Annotated in this window: 4 protein-coding genes; 1 reads left to right on the top strand and 3 read right to left on the bottom strand. The window is 34.1% G+C overall.

Translation table 11 applies throughout. The annotated features are described in order from the left end of the window. Positions 1 to 321 precede the first annotated feature (321 nt). On the bottom strand, positions 322 to 1,092 hold the full coding sequence (locus tag DWX76_RS13625; RefSeq protein WP_118570881.1) for a transglutaminase-like domain-containing protein: 771 nt from the start codon (positions 1,090 to 1,092) through the stop codon (positions 322 to 324). A gap of 175 nt (positions 1,093 to 1,267) precedes the next feature. On the opposite strand from DWX76_RS13625, the gene DWX76_RS13620 reads away from it, so the two are divergent. Beyond that, positions 1,268 to 1,510: a helix-turn-helix domain-containing protein gene (locus DWX76_RS13620; protein ID WP_118570880.1), complete on the top strand. Its 243-nt coding sequence runs from the start codon at positions 1,268 to 1,270 to the stop codon at positions 1,508 to 1,510. A 4-nt stretch (positions 1,511 to 1,514) separates the two neighbouring features. Here the strand turns inward: DWX76_RS13620 and DWX76_RS14050 are convergent, their stop codons facing one another. Both DWX76_RS14050 and DWX76_RS13615 read right to left on the bottom strand, forming a co-directional pair. Further along, entirely contained in the window at positions 1,515 to 1,691 is a 177-nt protein-coding gene (locus DWX76_RS14050) for a hypothetical protein (RefSeq protein ID WP_182429791.1), read from the bottom strand. Positions 1,692 to 1,722: 31 nt separating this feature from the next. Then, the gene (locus tag DWX76_RS13615; RefSeq protein ID WP_118570879.1) at positions 1,723 to 2,010 is read right to left on the bottom strand and encodes a hypothetical protein; all 288 of its coding nucleotides are present in this window, start codon (positions 2,008 to 2,010) and stop codon (positions 1,723 to 1,725) included. Positions 2,011 to 2,139: the final 129 nt, after the last annotated feature.

Here is a 2,139-nt window from a genome sequence, read left to right as displayed (position 1 = left end):
CTATGTTTTATCTTACTTTAGTAATGAAAGATGGTTTAATTGATAAAACAGTAGTCGAATTTTTTGAATGTGATGAACTTTAATAACTGTTCATTTCCTTGTGATTTTTCAGAGTTTATGGATGAAGAAGTATCAAAGAAATTCCGCTTTTAAACCATTTCCTAAATAATCTTTTTAATCAAAAACGGAAATCCTCATTTATAGGGGATTTCCGTTAAAAGTATCAGCAAGAGCCTGTAATGGTATGCTCAGTAATAACAATACACTCAAAAAGAGTGATACAATTCTTTTGTATATTCTGATCATTACAATCTCCTATATTTAATTATACACACCATACTTTGTAAATAAATCAACAAAACTAATCTTTCCATTCTCAGCATCAGCTAACTCACTATTGGGAATATAAACATAATTACCACTCTTATTCTTTACTGGTGTAGTATTAGCCGGTGCTGTCTTTGCGGCATCCATACTCCAAACAGCAATATCGCTCATGCTTGTGGATGAGCCAGTACAATAGTTAGCAGATACTAACCCACCACCACAAGAAAGTTCAGTGTAGCCTGGAGTCATTCCTAAAATCCCAACAACTCCAGATTCATAGTTGGTAGGATCGCTGTAATACTCGCTACCGTTAATTGTCACCTTTACCATATTATGCTCCACACCATTAAGCGATCCTTCTGACATTACAGCCTTAATATTGCACTTCTCACATAATGCTAATGTTAAAGCTGTATAATCGCTGCAGACGCCTTTCTTGTCTCTGATCGTATAGGCAATATGAGGATTCTTGTAATTTATATCGTAAGTGAGGAATCCGCAAACTTTGTTGACGATAGCCGTATATCTAGCCATCTCATCCTGTATGCCAACAATGTCACCCTTATTTGCTTCCGCCCATGCTCTGCAATCAGCGACACCTTCAGCTACGTACCAAGTAGAAGTACCATACGTACTCTGGTACTCACCTGCAGATAATCCTTTAGGAACGATCCAAGTCGGCTCCTCAGCTGCGAAAGATGTTAAACTCATTCCAAGTGTCATGGCTGCTGTTAAAGCTGCTAATGCTAATGTTCTTTTCTTCACACTCCATTCCTCCTTTACATTTTATAGTTTGTAATATGCAAAAATTATTCACTGCTTTACATCTCTTACTATATCATAAAATCACGTAATAGTCAAACACAAAGTCGCAATATTGCGACCAAATATTTGATTGAACATTTTATAATGCATTCAATCAAGTATTTGGAGGTGCTACGTGGCTACCGATTCTAAAGTAAAATCCGATAACGCAATTTCATTAGGCAGTAATATTAAAAAGCTGCGTCTTGAACATTCCTATACTCAGGCTTATATGGTTCGTCAGATGCAGCTTCTTGGATGCAGCACCACCAAACAAAATTATTCAAAATATGAAAAAGATTTAGCTCATATTTCTGCCAGTGAACTCGTCGCTATTACTCATATTTTAAATACATCACTTGATAGTCTTTTTGAATAACTTCTTATTTTTTACCTAGTTTTTTATCCATTTCATTTTGGATAGTAAGAGGTAATTTTTCTGCACTTTCAAAAGCATAGAAATACAAACAAATTTCCTTAAAAAATTCTTCCGGTTCCGGGGACAAATTCATTTGTATTAATCCAGTTTCTTCTGCACATCTTTTAAATGCGATTAACATAGCATTCCACAACTTTGTTTTATCTTCATTTTTATACGTTTTTTTCAGATGACTTGTAAAGCATATTATCTATATCATTCTTAAGATTCGTTTCTCCCTGTTCGCCGTCATAATATTTCCATGATTCAATTTCTCCGCTTTTTATCATCTCTGAAATGCAATTTGTTATTGTTATATTTTTTATTGCGAGTGCTTTTAATGCACCATTAAAAGCTTTTCCTTTATTTTTACCTTCTGTCATGTAATCTTTGAATATAAATTCAACATCACCCGATACTTTAGGTGTTAATGCTTCTGCGCACTTTCTCAGTGTATTCAATATCCCAATCGATAATTCGTTCCTTTCACATTCTCTTTTTAGATTGTCATATTCTTCTTGTTTCGCTTTTGACTCTATAGGTAAAAGCTTTTTTCATTTTTTTTCTTATTTTTCTTCTATCTTTTTTTT

The sequence above is a fragment of the Clostridium sp. AF21-20LB genome (assembly GCF_003478795.1).
Taxonomy (GTDB): Bacteria; Bacillota; Clostridia; order Lachnospirales; family Lachnospiraceae; genus Otoolea; species Otoolea fessa.
This window is presented reverse-complemented; position numbering and strand designations above follow the sequence as displayed.

Bases quoted from the DNA above. Each gene is read 5' to 3' on its own strand.
- DWX76_RS14050 (WP_182429791.1), bottom strand. From the start codon at position 1,691: ATGTTAATCGCATTTAAAAGATGTGCAGAAGAAACTGGATTAATACAA.